Origin of the sequence: Leeia sp. (assembly GCF_041909055.1) — a bacterium.
GTDB lineage: Bacteria > Pseudomonadota > Gammaproteobacteria > Burkholderiales > Leeiaceae > Leeia > Leeia aquatica.
The window spans coordinates 162,828-183,130 of sequence record NZ_JAYREC010000005.1 but is presented as its reverse complement, the minus strand read 5'-3'; the positions used below and the strand labels follow the sequence as shown (position 1 = coordinate 183,130).

The 20,303-nt window shown below is 62.9% G+C and carries 8 protein-coding genes; 2 read left to right on the top strand and 6 right to left on the bottom strand.

What is annotated here, in order from left to right; translation table 11 throughout:
- Nucleotides 1-12: 12 nt before the first annotated feature.
- Genes ACE3O2_RS13690 through ACE3O2_RS13680 form a run of 3 tightly spaced genes read right to left on the bottom strand, consistent with a single transcriptional unit; the run spans nucleotide 13 to nucleotide 13,825 of the window.
- The gene (locus ACE3O2_RS13690; protein WP_374338363.1) at nucleotides 13-4,371 is read right to left on the bottom strand and encodes a condensation domain-containing protein; all 4,359 of its coding nucleotides are present in this window, start codon (nucleotides 4,369-4,371) and stop codon (nucleotides 13-15) included.
- Nucleotides 4,368-7,397, bottom strand: coding sequence for a type I polyketide synthase (locus tag ACE3O2_RS13685; RefSeq protein WP_374338361.1), 3,030 nt, complete (start codon nucleotides 7,395-7,397; stop codon nucleotides 4,368-4,370). Before ACE3O2_RS13685 ends, ACE3O2_RS13690 begins: the two co-directional genes overlap by 4 nt.
- Nucleotides 7,394-13,825 (bottom strand): amino acid adenylation domain-containing protein, encoded by a 6,432-nt coding sequence (locus ACE3O2_RS13680; protein WP_374338359.1) that lies wholly within the window; start codon nucleotides 13,823-13,825, stop codon nucleotides 7,394-7,396. The genes ACE3O2_RS13685 and ACE3O2_RS13680 overlap by 4 nt, the downstream gene beginning before the upstream one ends.
- Before the next feature lie 293 nt (nucleotides 13,826-14,118).
- On the opposite strand from ACE3O2_RS13680, the gene gabT reads away from it, so the two are divergent.
- Both gabT and gabD read left to right on the top strand, forming a co-directional pair.
- Nucleotides 14,119-15,393 (top strand): 4-aminobutyrate--2-oxoglutarate transaminase, encoded by a 1,275-nt coding sequence (gene gabT / locus ACE3O2_RS13675; protein ID WP_374338356.1) that lies wholly within the window; start codon nucleotides 14,119-14,121, stop codon nucleotides 15,391-15,393.
- A gap of 50 nt (nucleotides 15,394-15,443) precedes the next feature.
- Nucleotides 15,444-16,904 carry an NADP-dependent succinate-semialdehyde dehydrogenase gene (gene gabD / locus ACE3O2_RS13670; protein ID WP_374338354.1) on the top strand — a complete coding sequence of 487 codons (1,461 nt, stop codon included), beginning with the start codon at nucleotides 15,444-15,446 and terminating at the stop codon, nucleotides 16,902-16,904.
- 63 nt (nucleotides 16,905-16,967) lie between these two features.
- Here gabD and ACE3O2_RS13665 read toward each other — a convergent pair whose 3' ends face one another.
- The 3 genes from ACE3O2_RS13665 to ACE3O2_RS13655 form a co-directional block, all read right to left on the bottom strand.
- Nucleotides 16,968-17,552, bottom strand: coding sequence for a hypothetical protein (locus ACE3O2_RS13665; protein ID WP_374338351.1), 585 nt, complete (start codon nucleotides 17,550-17,552; stop codon nucleotides 16,968-16,970).
- 77 nt (nucleotides 17,553-17,629) lie between these two features.
- Entirely contained in the window at nucleotides 17,630-19,690 is a 2,061-nt protein-coding gene (locus tag ACE3O2_RS13660; protein WP_374338349.1) for an autotransporter domain-containing protein, read from the bottom strand.
- A gap of 119 nt (nucleotides 19,691-19,809) precedes the next feature.
- A complete protein-coding gene (locus ACE3O2_RS13655) occupies nucleotides 19,810-20,253 on the bottom strand; it encodes a hypothetical protein (protein ID WP_374338347.1) in 444 nt (147 codons plus the stop codon).
- Nucleotides 20,254-20,303: the final 50 nt, after the last annotated feature.

The window sequence follows — 20,303 nt, the reverse complement described above, 5'->3', positions numbered from 1 at the left end:
TTTGCCCCCGGGTTAGACCGGTTGTTGGTCAGCTTGTGGCAAGAAGCCCTGCTGGATCAGGGTGTGGATGGAGGGCCAGAAGTGTGCCCAGTCCATGACCGTCAACGGCTGCCCCAGCGAATGGAGACGGTTGAGGCTCTTCTGGTTGTCCAGTTGCAGGAAACGGGCGTGATCACGCCAGCTGTCCCCGATCAGCGGCAGTATCGCTTGCCAGTCGGTCTGGCTGGCCAGCTCCGCCGCGCACTGCTGGACATGGCGTGACCAGTCTTTGCCGTGCATCAGCGGCAAGTGGTAGCCATGTCGGGCCAGCGCTTGGCCGACTTCGGCCCAGCGCCAGCGTCGTGGGTTGGAGATGTGCCACGCCTGTCCGAGGGTCTGACCATCCTTGGCCAGGGCCACCACTGCATTCACCGCTTCGTCTACTGGCACCATGTCGAGCAGCCGCGCACTGTCGGGTACGGCTTTCACCGTCATGCCCAAGCGCAGCAGTTGCCAGGCCATGTCGTCCGCATGAGGTTGATGGCGAACCCGGTCGCCGCACACCGTGGTCAAGCGGATCACCGAGCAAGGCAGGCCTCGCCGGATGGCACGGCGGATCAGGGTGTCGCTGACCCAGCGGGCCTGCAGGTAACCATTGGGCAAGCCTCGCCAGTGCTGTAATGCATCGTCTTCATGTACTGGTGGGCTATCTGGGGTGGCCTGGCTGTGGTCAAACACGCCCAGGCTGCCAATAAAGTGCAGCGGTTTGCTGTGGTGTGCACTCGCCAGCTGCAGCATTTCGGCGGCAGCCAGCGCATTGCTGTGGCGTAGCTGAGTGTAGGGGGCTACGAAATTGATGATGACCCCGGTATGGAACAGGACATCCATCTCCTGCGCCAGCTGCTGCCATTGTGCGGGTTCCAGTCCGAAACGCGGTGCCTCCAGCCGACCAGCAACCGCAGTCAGACGAGCCGCACGTGTGGCGTTCCACAGGCCAAAGCGGCCCAGGTGATCGGCCAGATGGTGATACGCCTCAACCCGGTTGGCCCCCGGCGCCAGACAATAGACCTGCAGGTCTGGCTCATCCAGCAAGCGGGCCAGTAGCCAGGCATTGATGAACCCTTGCGCGCCAGAGAGGAACACCTTGCCTTGCCCCGCAGGCCACACCGATTGCAGCGTGGCGCCCGGCAGGATGTCATCTGCAGCACGCGCCTCCTGTGTCAGATCAAAACCCTGGCTGTCGCTGTGGCTGCGGTCCTCATGCGGCTGTTCGCCCTGGCGCAGCGTGTGCAAGAGCGCGCCCTGCTGACGGATGGTTGGCGCTTCAAAAATGGCGCGAATCGGAAACGGTTGTGCAAACTGTTTGCGGATGGCAAAGGCCAGCTGAGTCATGTGGATGGAGTTGCCCCCTGCGGCAAAGAAATCCTGGTCAATACCAGCGGGGGCTTGACCCAGCACCTTCTGCCACAAGCCATGCAAGGCATGCTGGTCTTCGGTTTCGGGGAGCGCGGTCACCTCCGCCTGGGCAAACCGGGCCTGCAGTGCGCGGCGGTCCAGCTTGCCGCTGGCCGTGCGGGGTAGATGGGTTTCATTCTGAAAGTGTGTCGGGATCAGGGCAGGTGGGAGCCTGCCTGACAGGGCGCTCCGCAGGCTGGCCGCATTGTGCGGTGTGTGCCCCTCATGCCAGACCAGATGCGCACTCAGTCGTGCCTGCCCCTGTGGGTCCTGGTGCAGGGTGACCACGGAGGCCTGCACCCCGGCGATCTGTAGCAGGGCATGCTCGATCTCGCCAGGTTCAATGCGTACCCCGTGCAGCTTGAGCTGCCGGTCGGCGCGACCGCAGATCAGCAGTCCAGCTTGCGCATGCTCACGGGCCAGGTCGCCGGTGGCATAGTGCCGCCCGGTCTGGCCGGGCACACTGCGGAAAACCTGTCGGGTGAGTGCCTCATCGTGACGGTAGCCTTTGGCCAACCCAAGGCCAGACACATACAGTTGCCCCACGGCACCGGGCAGGCAGGGTTGGCCGTGCAGGTCCAGCAAGGTCGCCTGCAGGTAAGGCAGGCAGACCCCGATGGGTACGCTGCTGACAGATTCGTCCGAGGCGTGCCAGTGCGTCGCATCAAAGACGGAGGCATCGGCCATGACTTCGGATGAGCCGTAAACATTGAGAATGCGTGCCTGAGGGAAGGCCACACGTGCCTGCTGCAACAGCGCCACCGGGAAGCGTTCGCCACTGACTTGCAGCAGCCGTAACCCCGGGTAGGGCTGGGGCAGATGCGCCAGCAGATGCTCCAGCACACTGGGGGTGATCACCAGCCGGCTAATGCGCGCGCGGGTCAAGGCTGATGCCAGTGACTCCGGGTGAGCGAGCTGGCTGTCCGGCAGGCTGACGGCGGGGTAGCCGGACAGCAAGGGCCCCAGTACCTCACACACGGCATCCACAAAGACGGGTGAGGTTTTCCACAGCATGCGCTCGTCCAGCGCGGCCGGATGTGCATGGGCCATCCAGTCCAGTCGGGACTGCAAGGCCTGCATGGGTAGCTCCACGCATTTGGCCGCACCGGTCGACCCGGAAGTCAGCACCATCAGTGCGGCAGCATCAGCTGCAGGTGGCGTATGCGGGGGCAGCGTCTGGGCAGGCTGGCGCAACTCGGCATGGTATAGCGTGCGTGCCGGATCCCATTGCCCGGTGGCCGGCCACAGCTCCGGGCGAGTCAGCAAAGCAGCAGGGTGCAGCTGCTGCAACTGCGCCAGCAGCCCATCCTGCGGGCGACGCGGATCCAGAGACAACCAGGGGCGACCCAGATAGAGTGCGGCCAGCATGGCGGTGCATTGCTCGATGCCGGGCCAGAGTAACAAGGCCAGTGGAGCCGTGGGCTCCGTGTCTGCGATGGTGGTGCGCAATTGCTGCACCCATTGCCGGGTGTGCGCCATCAGGTCTTGCCGGGTGTAGCTGCGCGCAGCGTTCAGATCATGCAAGGCGAGAGCATCGGGTGCCAGATCGCACAGGGCTTGCCAGCGTGACCACAGTGAAGGCGTGCGGGGGGCGTCGGTCGGAGCGGTGGTCTCGATCCGCTGCCGCAACCCGGTGACTTGATGAAGGGGGGCTTCATGCTGTGTCAGCAATGCCAGCATCAGTGCCTGCTGTTGCGCCAGCAATTGCTGGGCGCCTTGCGCATCCAGGCTACCCTGCCGGACTGTCAGCCGCAGGCGGATGCGCTCGCTGGGATAACCGGCCAGCATCAGCGGATAAGGGTTGTGCTCGTAGCTTTCATCGTGGCGGACCTGCAGTGGCGCGCCTGCCGGGGTATCGGCCTGACTGCCGGGCTGGTTTTCCCAGACCAGCAGGGTCTCAAACAAGGCCTGACCGGGGCAACCGGCCTGCCGCTGCAGCTCGCTCAAGGGCAGGTAGCCATGCTGCTGAGCGGTCAGCCAGCGGGCCTGCAATTGCTGCAGCCAGAGGCCACTGGCTTGCTCTCCATCGCAATCCACCCGGCAAGGCAGCACATTGAGTAGCAGGCCCAGCGTGCGGTCGATGCCGGGAATCTCGGGCGGGCGGGTGGCGATGGTACTGCCAAAGCTGACCTCCTGCTGATGATGATACCGCGCCAGCAGCAAGGCCCAGGCCGCGCTGAAAACGGTATTGCCGGTCAGCCCCTGCTGTTGGCACAGCTGGCGAAACCGGGCGCTGTCTGTGGCAGACCAGTCCAGGTCAAACGCCACGCTGCCTTCGCCTTGTGCGGTATTCAGCAGGGGGGCCGGGGTGGCGGCACCAAAGTCAGCCAGCTGCTGTTGCCACCAGGCGGCGGCAGATGCCGGGTCTTGTTGTGCCAGCCAGGCACGATAGTGCTCGAAGGGCGCAGCCGGCGGCAGGCTTGCTGTCGGATCCACATAACGCAGGGAGACTTCTTCCAGCAGCAGCGCGAGTGACCAGCCATCAAGCAGAATGTGATGCAGGGTCAGCAGGACCTTCCAGCGTTGTGTGTCCAGCTGCAGGATGTCGAGCACAAACAGTGGGGCCTTCGATAGCACAAAGCCTTGTTCTCGCCGCTGTTGCCGTTGTGCCTCGATGGCGGCGAGCTGGGCTTCGTGGCTCAAGCCACGCAGGTCGTGCTCGTGCCAGGGCAAGCTGACGGCTTGCTGCGTCACTTGATACGCTTTGCCCAGCCCCTCCCAGTGGAAAGAGGCACGTAGCATCGCTTGCTGCTGCAGGCTGGTTTCCCAGGCTTGTCGATAGCGGGTGACGTCAAACGTGCCGGAGACAGTAAAGCCATACTGTTCCAGATACAGTCTCGGGTCATCGTCCAGCAGCGCGTGATACAGCATGCCTTGCTGCAAAGGGGTGGCGGGTACGATTGCGTCCAGGCGGGAGGGCATCACCGTCATTGTCATGGGGTCTCTTCAGTCAATTGATTCAGCAGCAAGGCCAGGTCGTCTTCATCCACTTCGCTGAAAGTGTGGGAAGGCAACGAAGGTGACGTCTGCACGGGTGGTGTCAGTACCGCAGCCAGTGCGGCAGGCGTGCGTAGCTGGAATACCTGTTGCGGGGTCAGCGACCAACCCTGTTCGCGTGCCAGCTGGCACAGGCGCAGTGCCTGGATGGAATTTCCGCCCAGCGCAAAGAAATCGTCGGTTAGCTGGATGGCGTCCAGATGCAGCACGGCACGCCACAGGGCCAACATGCGGCTTTCGTCGGTTAGCCCTGTCGGCGCTGCCGTGGGCGGTACATCACTTGAGGCTATGCCCCGTGGTTGAGCCGGGAGCGTGGCTGGGCTGACTGGTACGCCTTCAGGCGGGGCGATAGGCAACACGGCGGGCAGCCAATGGCGCTGCCGGGCAAATGGGTAGCCGGGCAAGGCACACTTTTGGCGCGGCAGCCAGGCGTGTTGCCAGGCAGGCCAGTTGATGGCCACACCATGTTGCCACAGCAGGCCTATCGCCCACGGCCAGATGCGCTCTGCCGCATGCCCTGCCAACTGGCGCGGTGGACACAGGCTGACACCGGGCCGGGGCGAGGGCTGCGACTGGCGGGCAAACTCCAGCAGACCACCCGGCGGGCCGATTTCCAGATCCATGCCATCCGGTGAGGCATGGGCGAGCGCCAGATCAAAGCGCACGGTGTGACGTAGCTGCCGTACCCAGTAGTCTGCGGAGCACGCCTCCTCGGCGGACAGCAGCTGGCCGTGCGTACCGGAGCGCAAGGGCAAGACCGGGGCAGACAGGTGCAGCTGACTGAGCAAATCCTGATAACGCACCAGCATGGGGTCCAGCATCGGGCTGTGGAAGGCATGAGACGTGCGCAAGCGCCGTGCCTGCCAGCGCTGAGCGGCTGATGAGGCCAGCAGGGCCTCCAGCGCGACATCCGGCCCTGCAACCACGCAGCATTGCGGGCCATTGACCAGCGCGAGCGCCAGTGAGCCATGGACGGGTAGCTCGCGTTCAACGTCTGCCGCTGTCGCCAGCAGCAGCGCCATGCCGCCCGTGGGCAAGGCGGCCATCCACTGGCTGCGTGCTACCAGGAGGCGAGCAGCATCATCGGGCTGAAACACCCCGGCTACGGTTGCGGCGCTGAGTTCCCCCAGACTGTGCCCCAGCAACTCGTCGGGTTGCAGGCCCAGCGCCATCAGGGTTTCGGCCAGGCTGACCTCCAGTGCGAACAGCGCTGGCTGCACCAGCCCGGTATCCGCCTCCGCTTCCGAGGGGGTCAGCAGTACGGCGCGGATCGCCGGGTTGGCTCCGGCATGGACCAGACGTGCCAGCCAGCGCTCGAGCCGCTCGCGGAACAAGGGCTCTTGCTGATAGAGCGGGGCGGCCATCCCCGCATAGTGCGCCCCTTGGCCGGGGAACAACCAGCGCAGCTGCGTCACGCGCGTGACCGGGGTAGTCGGCAGCGTACTGAGTTGCTGGATGGCGCTGGCTGCGCTGTCTGCCACGCAAACCCTGCGATGAGGCAGGGCTTTGCGCCCGGTTTGCAGCGTCCAGGCCACATCATCGAGTGGCGTTGCCGGGTGTTGCGACAGCCAGTGTGCCAGCGCGGTGGCGCGCTGTTGCAGCGCCTCAGGAGTGGCGGCGCTGAGGGGCAGGCAGTGCCAGCTGCGAGTCGGGCCAGATGCCGGTGTGTCCGGTGGCGCAGACAGGATGGCGTGGGCATTGGTCCCGCCGAAGCCGAAGGAGCTGACCCCGGCCACACGCGGGCGATCCTTAGGCCAGACCGTAGACTCATGAATGACATGGAACGGGGTGTGTGCCAGCCGTAGCGCCGGATTGGGGCGCTGGTAATGCAGGGTGGCCGGGATCTGGCCGTGATGAAGGCTGAGTGCGGTCTTGATCAGGCCGCTCAGACCAGCGGCCACATCCAGATGCCCGATATTGCTCTTGATGGAGCCAATGCCGCAGGAGGCGGCTGCCAGTGCGTGGTCCGCATTGTCTTGCAAGGCCTGATGCAAGGCCTCGATCTCGACCGGGTCGCCCATATGGGTGCCGGTGCCATGGCATTCGACATAGGCCAGCTCGTCCGCCTGTCGCCCGGCCACTTGCAGCGCCTCGCTGATGACGGCCACCTGCCCGTTCAGGCCGGGCGCGGTGAAGCCGACCCGTTGATGACCATCATTATTGATGGCGCTGCCCTCGATTACGGCCAGAATACGGTCTCCGTCCGTGATGGCATCGTCCAGCCGCTTCAGCATGACCCCGGCCACGCCGGATCCGAACACGGTGCCGCTGGCGGCTGCGTCGAAGGGGCGGCAATGGCCATCGTGTGAGCGGATGCCCCCTGTTTCGGGCAGGTAGCCCAGGTCTGCGGGCAGGCTGATCGAGGCAGCGAGAATCAGTGCGCGGTCGGCTTCAAACGCCAGCAGCTGTTGCACGCCCAAGTGAACGGCGACCAGCGACGAGGAGCAGGCAGTTTGCACCGTCAGTGCCGAGCCAGTCAGGTCCAGCTTGTAGGCTACACGGCTGGCGGCGTAGTCCTTGTCATTGCCCAGTGTGCACTCCAGCAGGTCGGCCTCGCCGCGCCAGACGGCGGGCAGGGCATGCAGCGGCAGGTAGGCGTTTGCCCCCACGCTGGCCAGGACACTGGTCCGGCGCCCATCCTGATCCCCCGGTGGAATGGCGGCATCTTCGAATACCTGCCAGGCACACTCCAGCAAGACGCGCTGCTGCGGGTCAATCAGGGCCGCCTCACGCGGGGCATAGCCGAAGAAGCGGGCATCAAAGCAGTCATGGTCAGCCAGTGGGCGCGCCAGTGCGACATAGCCTGCTTGCTGACTCAACTGATGATGGGCTGACTGGGCCAGTTGCGCCGGGTCCAGCAGCTGATAGGCTTCTGTTCCCGCCAGCAGCAACTGCCACAATTCAGCGACCGATTCGGCGCCGGGAAAACGCCCCGCGCAGCCTACAATCGCAATCCGTTGGCTCATGCAGACCTCCGGCGCGCTGCCAGGCGTGCGGCCGCGCGGGCACGTGTGGCCTGCCGGGGTTGCTGGTTGTGCCCTTGATCCAGCAGGGTGGCCAACGCCCGGATGCTGGGCTGCTGGAACAGCTGGGTCAGCGGCAGCTCACATTGCCAGCGGCTGCAGACCTGCTGGTGCAGTTGCGCCAGCAGCAGGGAGTTGCCCCCTGCTTCAAAGAAATTGTCGTCGATGCCGATCGGGGCCGGGCCCAGCAAGGTTTGCCACAGCTGCAGCAAGGCCCGTTCACTGTCGGTACGGGGCGGGGTGTGCTGGCGATCGTGATTGCTGGTCAGCAAGCCTTCCTGCGGCAGCTGCCGGCGATCCACCTTGCCGGTTGTCGTGAGGGGCCATTGCTCGGACAGGCTCCAGTGGGTGGGCAACAGGCTGGCGCTCAGCTGGCGGGCCAGATGTTCACGCAGGTCTGCACAGCGTACCGTCTGCCCTTGCCGCAGCAGAATATGGGCGACCAGATGGTCTCCCTGTGGCGTGACCTGCAACTGGATGACCGCATCCTTGACGGCCGGGTGGCTGCGCAGTGCGACCTCCAGCTCGCCAGACTCCACCCGCATGCCGCGCAGCTTGATCTGCTGGTCCTGCCGGCCCAGTACGCTGAGTTGCTGCCCCTGCCGTCGACCGATATCACCGGTGGCATACAACCTGAGCACGTGACCGTCCGGGTGCGTCCAGTTATGAAAGGCCGCGGCAGTCAGCTCGGGCTCATTCAGGTAGCCCTCGGCCAGATTCCAGCCGCTGACGTGGATGTGACCGGGCTGGCCAGGGGCCACAGGCGCGCCATGCGCGTCGAGTAGCCATAGGGTGCAACCCGGCACGGATTCACCCGCAGGCAGGATGGCCTCATCCGGCAGTGGGGTGGTGATGCGGGACCAGGCCGCGTCCGAACTGACCTCCGTGCAGCCATAATAGTTGAGGAGATGGCTGTCCTCCGGCAGGGCGGCAAGCAGTTGCTGCGCCAGATCACGCTGCACTTTCTCGCCACCGAGCACCAGCACCCGCACTGGCAAGCCTGCGGTTCCGGCTTGGGCCAGCAGGGCGGTGGCCAAGGTCGGGGTCAGTACCAGCCGATCAATCTGATGTCGTTGCAACAGGGTATGCAATTGATACGGGCTGCGCGCCGCGTCCGGGTCCGGGATCAGGATGGACATGCCCGCCAACAGACTATCCAGCAGCTCACCCATGGCATCCACAAAGGCGGGGGAGGTTTTCAGGCAGGCGACAGCGCCGGCGTGCAATGGGGCCGTGGTCTGTCCCCAGGCCAGGCGATGGCGCAGATTGTCGTAGCTGAGCGCCACCGCTTTGGGTTGACCGCTGGAGCCGGAGGTGTGCTGAACCCACGCCACGCGATGCCCCGGCGCTGCCTGGTAGGGGGGCAGCGCCTGGGAAACGGGTGTGTGCTGATCCAGCAGCCAGCTTGGCGTGGTGGCGTCAGTGGCAGGCCACAGGCTGTGGGTGCTGACCAGCAGGTCGACCTCGGCGCGTTGCAGCATGTCTTGTACTGCGGTAATGGGCCGTTGCGGGTCTATTGGCAGCCAGGTCAGTCCCAGCCGCAGGATGGCCAGAATGGTGCAGGCATAGTCAAAGCCGGGGTGCAGGCGCACGGCAATGCGCTGTGCTTGCGGGCACTGTTGCAGCAGTTGCCCGGCGCGATACTCGGCGCGGGTCATGAGCTGTTGCCAGCTCCAGCGTGCGCCGTGATCGTCAAACAGGGCAAGGGCATCCGGCTGTTGTGCCGCATGCTCCGCCAGCTTTGGCCAAGGGTCCAGACCCGGTAGCGCAGGGCCGCCATCGAAGCGCGACCACGCCAGGCGGCTGGCCAGCGGTGCCAGTGGCAGGCGGCCCTGTGCGGCATCGGGGGTGTCCAGTGCGGCCTGCAACACATGGGTGAAGGCCTGCTGCCACTGCTCGATACGGGCAGGGCTGAACAAATCTGCGGCGTACTGCCAGACCACCAGCAGTCGCTCCTGGTCTGGCAAGGCCAGAATTTCCAGGTCCATATGGGTGGCGGTAGAGGCCACCGGATGACTGCGAACTTGCAAACCATGCCAGTCTCCCTGCACCAGCCCGGCAGCCTGATAGGTAAAGGACACCTGGTATAAGGGATTCCGGCTCAGGTCCGGTGCCCGGTCCTGTTGTTGAACCAGTGCCTGCAGGGGAACATGCTGATGCGCTTCGGAGGCAAGGAAAGCCTCGCGCGTCTGCAGCAACAATTGCCGGAAGGTGTGGTCAGGTTGCAGGCGGGCGCGCAGGGGGACCGGGTTGATGAACAAGCCAATCATGTTCTGGGTGGCGGCATGATCGCGGCCTGAGAGCACGCTGCCCATGATGAAATCATCCTGCCCGGCCAGACGACCCAGCGTCAGCTGCATGGCCGCGAGCAGGACCATGAATGGGGTGACGCCCTCGGCCTGGGCCAGTTGCTGCACAGCGGCGGTCTGCTCTGCGTCCAGCCAGTGGTGCAGGCTCGCGCCACGGAAGCTTTGCACGGGCGATCTGGGATGATCGCTCGGCAGGCTCAGCGGGCTGGCCTCGCCCAGGATGGCTTGCCATTGCGTCAGGCTGTGTTGCAACGTCGTGCCGCCGTAGTGTTGTTGCTGCCACAAGGTGAAATCGGCATAGCGGGCCACCACAGGCATCTTGTCAGCACTGCCCGTACCGTACAGCTGGAACAGCTCCTTGACGAACAGCTCGCTGGACCAGCCATCGAAGGCAATGTGATGGAGGCTGTAAAGCAATTGCCAGCGTTGCGGCCCAAGCTGCAGCAAGTGGGCGCGCAGGATGGGGCCGTTCTCAAGGTCAAAGCCGGAGGTGAGCTCAGTATCCAGTGCTTGCTGGCAGGCCTCGGCTTGTGCCTCAGGTGCCAGTTGTTGCAAATCTGTGCAGGGCAGCGGAAACGCTGTTGCGGGCTGAATCTGGTAACGGTGGCCTTGCAGCCCGCGTGGGTAGTGGGCACGCAGCGGCTCGTGACGGGCTACCAGCAGGCGGAAGGCCTCTGCCAGCCGCTCGGGGTTCAGATCGCCATCCAGCGTCAGCTGATGGCAGAGGTTGAAGAAGGCATGGCCCGGGGAGAGCTGGTTCATGAACCAGATACGGTCCTCCGCCCAGCCTCGCTCTGGCGTTTCAGGGTGCGCACTCGGCCATGGGGTGCGCTGCCGGGCGGGCTGGCGGCTGAGCCATTGACACATGTCTTGCAGCACCGGGTGCGAGAACACCATGCCCAGCGGGGGGCGGAAGCCATAATGCTGCTCCAGACTGAGCAGCAGGCGCGTGGCCAGCAGGGAATCGCCCCCCATGGCAAAGAAATGAGCATCCGGCCGGGTGATGCTGTGTGGGAGCAGGGCTTGCCAGATATCGGCTAGCGATTGCTCTTCCGGGCTCAGCGGGCGGCTGGCCTGTTGGACAACTGCCTGAGTCTGCATGAGCCGGCTCAGGGTTGGGCGGTCCAGCTTGCCATTGGCGTTGACAGGCCACTCCGTCAGCACCACGAAACGGCGCGGAATGGCGGCTGCCGGCACCTGCTGGCGACAATGGGCGATCCAGTCTGCTTCGTCCGCTTTCTGCTCGGGTCGCAAGAGCACAGCAGCAACAATGTGCTGCCGTTGCTGCGCATCGGCCTGTTCCAGTACCACCGCCTGGGCGATGGCGGGGTGCTGCAGCAGTGCGGATTCGATCTCATGCGGGTTGATACGCAGGCCTCCGGCATTGAGCATGAAGTCGGTGCGGCCCAAAATATGAATGATGCCTTGCTCGTCGCAGTAGCCTTTGTCGCCGGTGCGGTACAGGCGGATGCCTGTTAGCGGGTGGGGCAAGAAGCGTGCGGCGTTGTGCTCGGGGGCATTCAGGTAGCCCTGCGCCAGACTCATGCCGCTGCAGTACAGCTCACCGCTGACCCCATCCGGGCAATCTTCCAGCCAGTCGTTCAGCACATGGTATTGGCAATGGTCAATGGCGCGGCCATAAGGAATGCGGGTCCGATGGCAGTCGTCCAGGCTCAGCGGGTGCACAATATTCCATAACGTGGTCTCCGTTGGGCCGCCCACACTGTAGACCGCGCGCCCTTGCGCCAGCAGCGGTGCCAGTTTGGCAGGGGGGAGCCAGTCGCCCCCGAGCAGCAGGGTTCGCAATGAGTCCGGTAGTGCCGGGCTGTGTTGCAGCAACCATTCCAGAAAGCGGGGCACGCTGTTCCAGACGGTAATGCCGTGCTCCTGTACCAATTGCAGCCAGTGCGCCGGGTCCAGCGCCTGTGCGGCCAGAGGCTGCACCAGGCGGGCGCCCAGCTGGAAAGGCAGCAGCTGATCAAACAGCATCATGTCGTGGTGCAGGGCGGTAATGGCGATGAATCCGTCCTGCTCGCTCAGACCAAAGCGATGTGCACTGTATTGCAAGGCATTGGCCAGCGCGGCTGCATGCAGTTGCACTCCCTTGGGGGTGCCGGTCGAGCCCGAGGTAAAAATGATGACAGCGTTATGATCCGGGTCCCAGGCCGCTACTTGCGGCAGCGTGGCAGGGGCTGGCAGGGGTTCCGGCATCAGCAGGAGCGGGCAGGGCAGGGTTTCAGGATGTTGCCCCGGCAGACTCAGGACCAGATCCGGTGTCAGCGTATTGAGCATGCCTTGTAGCCGGGCAGTCGGCTGGGTGTGGTCCAGCGGTGCGCTGGTGCAGCCCAGCCATTGGCAGGCCAGCAGGGCAACGGTCTGCTGCCAGCCCCGTGGCAGCAGCAAGGCAACGCGTGAGCGGGTGTTCAGCCCGTGGGCCTGCAGTTGCCGCACCCAAGCGGCCACTTGCTGCTCAAGCTGCCGATAGTTCCAGTGAGGCCCGTCAGCGCAGATCAGAGCAGGTGCTGCTGGTGTGCGTTGGCTCCAGTGCCGTAAACCCTGCGCAGCTGTCTCGGGACGGACAGCGGGCAGCGTTGCTGGTGGCTGGCGACGCCGGTGCTGATCGTCTGGCAGCAGCGTACGCAAAGGCTGATGCCACTGCTCAGGGGAAGCTGCGAGCTGCCGCAAGTGGTGTACGAATGTAGCAAACAGGGTGTCCAGCATGCCATCCGGAAAAGCGCCCGGCATGGCATCCCAGTTGAGATGCAGGCTTCCGTCTTCGAGCAGGTACTGGCAGTCGATCAACACCTGTGGCGTGCGGCTGACCATCTGCCGCACCTCACCAAACACGCTGCTGATGGCGCGGGGTGTGTAGTGTGCCCCTTGTCGCAAGTCGGGGGTGGTGGTGAACACGTACGGCATGCTGGCCAGCTCACCGCTGTGCCGGGCGCGGGCCAGTTCGCGTAGTTGTCGTACACCGGACACGGCTTGATGGTCCAGATCCTGCCATAGCTGCTGCTGGATGGTGCGGGCGTGGTGGATAAAGCTGCCTGGCTCGCGCAGGTCTACTTCCAGCAGGCTGAACGAGGCAAACTCCCCGACCACGTTGCCGATGTCCGGATGCCAGTCTGGCCGGTTGAAGCGGGGAATGTTCAAGGTGAAGTGGCGGCTGCTGCTCCAGTGAGCCAGAACATGGGCGTAGACCGACAGCAGTACGCCTGCCAGCGACAGGCCGTGTGACTGGGTGAGCTGCTGAAGCTGCCGGCTGGCGGCGTCCCCCAGTGCCTGCTCCAGACGGATGAATTGTTCGGAGCGATGTTCCGCATTCGGGTGGCGGGGCAAGTCAGGGGCCGACGGCAGGGTGGGCATGCGTTGTTGCCACCATTGTAGGGCGTGCTGCCAGCCGTCCTGTTGTTCATATTGCTGCAAGGCCATGATGTAGTCACGGAACTGCATCTGCAGCGGGGGGAGTGTGCAGTCCGGCTGCTGGTAGAGTTGGGCCAGCTCATCAAACACAATATGCAGGCTGCGGCCATCAATGCACCACAGGTCCAGTTTGATGTGCAGATAACCTTCAGCTGCGTTCAGCTGGTCATAGATCAGCCGGGCATGGGGCCAGCTGGCCAGCGAGGCACACTCTGCCTGCAGCTGGCTTTGTGTTGCCGCCAGATGATCGTGCAAGGCGGCTTCAGACAGGGTAGAGACATCACTCGTTTCAATGTCTTGCCAGGGGGCGTCCTGCAGCACACGCTGCACCCCTTCCGCATTGACCACCGCCCGCAGCATGTCGTGCCGCTGCAGCAAACGGTTCCAGGCGTGTGTCAGCCGGGGTAAGTCCAGGTTACGGGTATGCAACTGTACATAGAACTGGATCGCCCCAGCGTGGGAGAAGGTGTCCTGTCGACCCACCCAGTAGGCATACTGCATGTCGGCCAGCGGGAAAGGCGAATGGCGCTGTGCCGGGTCGACGGTGATTCGAAAAGTACGCTGTTGCTGGTTTTGCAGGCGTTGTTGCAGGGCTTGGGTCAGGCGTTGACTGCGTGAGTCCGTCGTGCGGGTGTCCATGGGCTTTGACTTGCTGGGGTTCAGGATGACGGGTGATGGTCTTTTAAATGCAATTGATAGTCAATCTCATTTGATATTTGTCACACTGCCCGTTTCGCAAAGGTTGGCAAAGAGACAAGTTGCTGTGCTTGTTCTTTAAATTAAACACGCCAAAGGCGATTTTCACGCAGCATTGCTGGAATGTTAAACTTAATAAGGCAGAATACTGGTGAAATGTTTAAAATCCTGCTATCTTTCTGTCGTTAAATATTAAACACCCGCCCGTGGGGCGGTCTAACGGATGGAGACCCGACATGGCTGACAATCAATCCCTGCTCAAGCGCAAGGACGCGGCTACCCCACGCGGGGTAGGTGTGATGGCACCGTTCTTTGCCGAGCGTGCGCTGAACTCTGAATTGTGGGACGTGGAAGGTCGACGTTACATCGACTTCGCCGGTGGGATCGCCGTACTGAACACCGGCCATTGCCACCCCAAGGTGGTGGCTGCGGTGCAGGCCCAGCTGCAGAAGTTCACCCATACCTGCTATCAGGTGGTGCCGTACGCTTCCTATATTGAACTGGCTGAGCGCATCAACGCGCTGACACCGGGTTCGCACGCCAAGAAGACCGCGTTCTTCTCTTCTGGCGCCGAGGCGGTGGAAAACGCCATCAAGATCGCTCGCTTTGCCACCGGCCGCAGCGGTGTGATCGCCTTCTCCGGGGCCTTCCATGGTCGTACCATGATGGGGATGGCGCTGACCGGCAAGGTGTTGCCGTACAAGGCCGGTTTCGGCCCGTTCCCGGCAGAAACCTACCATGCACCGTTCCCGAACGAACTGCATGGCGTCAGCACCCAGGATTCGCTGGACGCCCTGCAGCAGCTGTTCAAGTCTTCTGTCGATCCGAAGCGGGTGGCCGCCATCATTCTGGAGCCGGTGCAAGGCGAAGGCGGTTTCTATGTGGCGCCCAAGGATTTCATGCAGCAGCTGCGCGCACTGTGCGATCAGCACGGCATTCTGCTGATTGCCGATGAAGTGCAGACCTGTTTTGCCCGCACCGGCACCATGTTTGCCATGGAGCACTACGGCGTGGTGCCGGACCTGATGACCATGGCCAAGTCGATGGCCGGTGGTTTTACCCTGTCCGCCGTCTGCGGCAAGGCTGAGATCATGGATGCGCCGAACCCGGGTGGCCTGGGTGGCACCTATGCAGGTAACCCGCTGGCCGTAGCTGCTTCGCTCGCCGTGCTGGACGTGATCGAAGAGGAAAAGCTGCTGGAGCGCAGCAACCGCCTGGGCGACAAGCTGAAGGAAGCCATGAATGGCCTCAAAGCCAGCGTGCCGCACATTGCCGAGGTGCGTGGCCTGGGCGCCATGATCGCCATGGAGCTGAACAAGCCCGGAACCGATGAACCGGATGCCGATTACACCAAGCGCGTGCAGCAAAAAGCGCTGGAAAAAGGCCTGATCCTGCTGACCTGCGGTGTGTACGCCAACGTGATCCGCTTCCTGATGCCGCTGACCATTCAGGACGAAGTACTGGCTGAAGGCTTGGCCATCCTGCAAGCGGCCATGCAAGAAGCCCAGTAAAACAGATTGAAAACGGGGCGCTGCGGCGCCCCGTGCAACAGGAGCTTTCCATGCTGAACCTGAAAGATGCTGGCCTGCTGCGCCAGCAGTGCTATATCAATGGCGAGTGGCTGGATGCCGATAATGGCGAAACCATTGCCGTGACTAATCCAGCCACCGGCGAAGTATTGGCGACCGTGCCAAAGATGGGCGTGGCAGAAACCCGCCGCGCACTGCAGGCTGCCGAGCAAGCCTTTAAGCAATGGCGCAAGAAAACCGCCAAGGAACGTTCGGTCCTGCTGCGCAAGTGGTATGACCTGATGATGGCCCATCAGGACGATCTGGCCATGCTGCTCACTGCCGAGCAGGGCAAGCCGCTGACTGAGGCCAAAGGCGAGATCGCCTACGGTGCCAGCTATATCGAGTGGTACGCGGAGGAGGGCAAGCGCCTGTATGGCGACGTGATCCCGCAACCGGCGAACGACAAGCGGGTGGTGGTGATCAAGCAGCCGATCGGGGTGTGTGCTGCGGTGACACCGTGGAACTTTCCCAATGCCATGATCACCCGCAAGGCGGCGCCTGCACTGGCCGCAGGCTGCAGTATGGTGGTGAAGCCCGCCAGCCAGACTCCGCTTTCCGCACTGGCGATTGCGGTACTGGCCGAGCGCGCTGGTATTCCGGCCGGGGTGTTCAACGTGGTCACCGGTTCGGCTGCAGCCATTGGTGGTGAACTGACCGGCAGCGACATCGTCAAGAAATTCAGTTTTACCGGTTCGACCGAGATTGGTCGCCAGCTCGCCGCACAATGTGCGGGCACCATCAAGAAGGTGTCGCTGGAGCTGGGGGGCAACGCCCCGTTCATCGTGTTCGACGATGCTGATCTGGATGCGGCGGTAGAAGGGGCGCTGATTTCCAAGTTCCGCAACGCCGGCCAGACCTGCGTCTGCGCCAACCGTATCTATGTGCAGGCCGGGGTGTACGACGCCTTTGCCGAGAAATTCGCTGCAGCGGTGAACCGGCTGCAAGTGGGCAATGGCATGGAAGCTGGCATTACCCAAGGGCCGCTGATCGACCAGAATGCGGTGCTGAAAGTGGAAGAGCACATTGCCGACGCCATCGCCAAGGGCGGCAAGGTGGTGGCCGGTGGCAAGCGCCACGCACTGGGCGGCTCTTTCTTTGAGCCGACGCTGGTGACCGGTGTGACCGCCGACATGAAAGTGGCCCGCGAGGAAACCTTTGGCCCGCTGGCACCGCTGTTCCGCTTCGAGACGGAAGAAGAAGTACTGGGCTACGCCAATGATACCGAGTTTGGCCTGGCGTCCTACTTCTACGCTCGCGACATTGGCCGCATCTGGCGCGTGTCAGAAGGGCTGGAGTACGGCATGGTGGGTTTGAACACCGGCATCATCTCCAACGAAGCCGCACCGTTCGGCGGGGTCAAGCAGTCCGGTCTGGGCCGTGAAGGTTCCAAATACGGCATTGAGGATTACGTGGAGATCAAGTACCTGTGCATGGGCGGCATTGATCGTTAAGCAGGACGTCAGTCCAACGAAAAAGCCCGCTGTGTGCCAGCGGGCTTTTTCATGGTGAGCGTGTTAGCGGCAGGGCAATTTCAGGCTGGTCAGCAGTTTGTTGAGGTCGCTGGCCGGGATGTGCATGCGCAGGGTCGGGGTATACACCTGAATCTGGACCGCCTGCTGCAGGGCTTGTAGCGTAGCGGCATCAAGCGGGGTGGCTTTCAGGCCAAAATCAGCCGGTTTGATGGGTATCCACTTGCTCTGGCCTTGCGGGCCTACCAGGATGACATTCCCAGCGGTGCCGAACAGCTGTTTACGGGTCGCTTCAAAGGCGCGCAGGGCCTTGAGGTCTTTCTGCATCCAGGCACCGGGATCACTCAGCCCGACGTAGAACTGCCAGGCACCACCTTGGCCTTGCTGGCTGCAACCGACAAACAGCTGTGGCTGACTGCCCGCCAGACCCGCCGGGAGCGGCTGGGCTTTGCGGTTGATTTCAAACTCATAGCGCGCGCCACCACCCCAAGTGTGAACTTCCATCCAGCCCAGGTCTTCCTGACTGGGGCGGAGCTCTACCATGGCAGGGCTACTGGCGGCCATGGACTGCAGGGAAGCCAAGCCCAGCACGATCAGCAGGGTGGGGCGGAGTAAGGAGGGCAAGGTCATGTCAGAGGTCCGTGAAAAGGCATGTCCGCATTATGACATGACCATTGCCTGTGAGGTTCCATGATCGCCGGAGCTGATCAGAACGGGATGCGATAGCTGGCGTTCAGCCACCAGCGGTTGCCACTGTTGCGGCTATTGGCATTGAGCATGACACCCAGAATGCCCGGCCCTACTTTGGCATCCAGCCCCACGCCCAGGCGCACCCAGCTGCGGGGATAGGCCATGCCTTCGAGCTTGAAGCTGCTCAGACCAATCATGCGGCCCTGGGCACCCTCACCGTTCTGGCGTGAGCGGTGTGCCAGCTCCAGCAAACCGGTCAAGGTCACATCGTCACTCAACGCATAGCGCAGATCCGTCCCCAGCCGCAGGATGCTTTGCCTTTCCTGCTGGGCCTCCCAGCTCACCGGAAAGTTGCCGCCTTTCTCGGTGTAACCATCCACATGGCTGCGGTACCAGCTCATGCTGGCATAAGGTGTCAACGACAGGCGTTCTGACTTGTAGGCATCCATCCAGTCCAGACGCAGGCGGAGTGCCTTGCTGCTGACATCCGGCGTACCATCGGCATGTTCAGGCGTGCCGGCATTGAGATAAGCGCGGCGGATGCGTGCCTTGCCACTGTTGTAATAAGCACTTGCGCTCAACAGGAACGGGCTGTCACCCAGCTGGGCCACCAGCTCTGGCAAGACAAAGGTACCGCTGGTTTCCACGTTGGAGCCGCCATCGCTGTCGATGTCGCTGCCGGTACGGCCAACTGCAGCACGCAGCATGAGTTTGTCCGTCAGGCCATATGCCACACCCAGCTCGCCATTGCCCACGGTGCCCTTGCCGGGTACGCGCTCGGCTCGTCCGAGGTCACCCCCTACCCACATGGTGCCTTGGCCCGTCTTGAGGGTGAACGCCGTCGGGCGGCTGTGCAGGCCGTTCATGACCAGATCAGACTCACCCAAAGACCGGCTCTGCTGATGCGCCACACTGTAGAGGGAGCCATTGAATTGCTGCACATCAATCAGGCCGGAACCCCCATTGCCGCAGCTTCTGACGCATGCAATGAAGGCATTGCCATTGTTCATGCTACCAACCACGATTGAACCGTCCTGATTGGTCGCATGTGCCTCCTGTGTGCCTTGGGATGAGTTCACCACGACGCCATTATCAGCCAGCCACTGCTCGACGGACTGCATGCCTGTGGCCTGGGTCCAGCGAAAGGCACGCAGGGCTCCCTGGTTGATGGCCTCTGAGCGACCCACGATGGTACTGCCGTCCGCTGAAATGCCCAGGCCCAGTGAGTAAGTCCCTCCTGGTAAAGTGCCGAGATTCTGCATGCCATCGGTGGCGGTCCAGCGGAAAGCGCGCGCATCGGTAATGCCGGGCCCTGGATACGACGTTCCCGTAATGACCTGACCATCGGCTGAGATGGCGTTTGCCACCGAGTTCTGGTGTCCTGACAGCACCCCAAGACTCACAGGGCCACTGCCATTGCTCCAGCGCACTGCGCGATCGTTGCCACCGGCATGACCATCAGCCGCTCTGCCTACGATGACACTGCCATCGGCAGACAAGGCCAGCGCCGCACTGGAATGTCCGCCATTCAGCTCGCCGAGATCCTGCATGCCTTGTGCGGACGTCCACAGGAAACCGCGCTGATAGGTTGCAGCGTTATAGGCGACACCCACCACCATGTTGCCATCGGAGGATACGGCTGCCGCATGACTGTTGCCTCCCATGGGCAGCGTACCCAGATCTTGTGGCCCGGTTGCCCTTGTCCAGCGATAGGCACGGTAAGACAACGCGTTGTGTGCAAGCTGGCCGGTTCCGACCAGTACGCTGCCATCAGCGGAAAGCCCGGTAACCGATGTGGCGCTGCCGCCAAACATGGACCCCAGGTTTTCCATTCCTCCAGCAGAGGTCCAACGCACGGCAACGGTCCGGCTGCCGTCCCGGGCATATCCAACAACAGTACTACCATCCGGAGAGATCACCTGGAAATTGGCATAGGTCCCGCCATTAAAGGGTGCATACTCGGCCAGACCGCCACCTGCAGCCAAGGCGACGTTCATGGAGAGCATGGCACAGCAATAAATGACAATGGCATTGTTTTGGCGCAGGCGCAGCGCCCGAGCATGTGAGTTCGGTTTCATGTGTGTTGATTCGGTTTTATGATTTGTAGCTGGCAGGCGCTCGCCCCGAGCGCTGCATTTGGCGAGTATCTATAAGTTCGAGCATGCCGGGGCAGGTGAGCCCCGGCATGGGGTGCGGCTTACAGCTTGCGTTCCAGTTCCTTGACGATGGCGGTGGCGCGGTCGTCGATGTAGTCGGCGTTGGTGAACGGCTTGAAGTTGATGGTCAACGTGCCATCGGCAAAGCTCACACCGTTTTCATAGGCCATGGACGGTGCGGTGGCTTCGTCATAGGTGAAGACGATACGTTGCAGGGCCCCTTGCAAGGCTTCCTTGCCCATGGCATCTGCACCCAGGTCGCTCAGGGCCTTCACGGTTGGCACAAAGAAGATATTGGTCCAGAAGTCTTCGCGGCTATAGCGCTCAGCCTGGTCCGGCAGGGCAAGGGCGGCCCATTCCACGTCAATGGTGATGTCTTTGCCCACGGCCTCAATCATCTGCGCCTTGAGGCCGTTGAAGGTTTCTTCCTGATAAGCAGCGATGGCACGGCGTTCAGCCAGATTCAGGGTACGTTGTTCGCTCACAAGTCCATCCTTCAGTTGTGTTGGGTTTAATGTCAGGCAGGAGCGCTTGC